The sequence below is a fragment of the Mesorhizobium sp. M8A.F.Ca.ET.161.01.1.1 genome, assembly GCF_004792105.1.
Classification (GTDB): Bacteria; Pseudomonadota; Alphaproteobacteria; order Rhizobiales; family Rhizobiaceae; genus Mesorhizobium.
In genome coordinates this window covers 1-291 of sequence record NZ_SRTD01000445.1, presented here as the reverse complement: position 1 = coordinate 291, position 291 = coordinate 1, and the positions used below count along the sequence as shown (strand labels likewise).

General features: G+C 68.4%; 1 protein-coding gene. It reads right to left on the bottom strand.

From position 1 onward, the window contains the following. Nucleotides 1–291, bottom strand: a 291-nt coding sequence (locus EN804_RS36465) for a DNA-directed RNA polymerase subunit alpha C-terminal domain-containing protein (RefSeq protein ID WP_210237405.1), incomplete at both ends; no start/stop codon positions are given.

The window sequence follows — 291 nt, the reverse complement described above, 5'->3', positions numbered from 1 at the left end:
TAGCGGCCGAGCCGGAGACGGCCCTTGGCGTCGGGGCGGATGAAGAAGCCGGCTTGGGCCAGCTCGGGGCCCACCTCATTCAGACCACCGAGCAACTCGGCCGCGCGGCCGTGGAGCGACTGACGACGCTCGTTCCGCCCGAGGTTGATCTGCACCTCCTGGATCTCGCGCCAGGTCTTGGCGCCGGCGTGTCGGAAGAACATCACCTCGGGCTTGGTCAGCTGCAGGAAGCGGTCGATCGTCGTGATGCCGTAGCGGCGCAGCACGTTTCCGGTGCGCACGCTCAGCTCC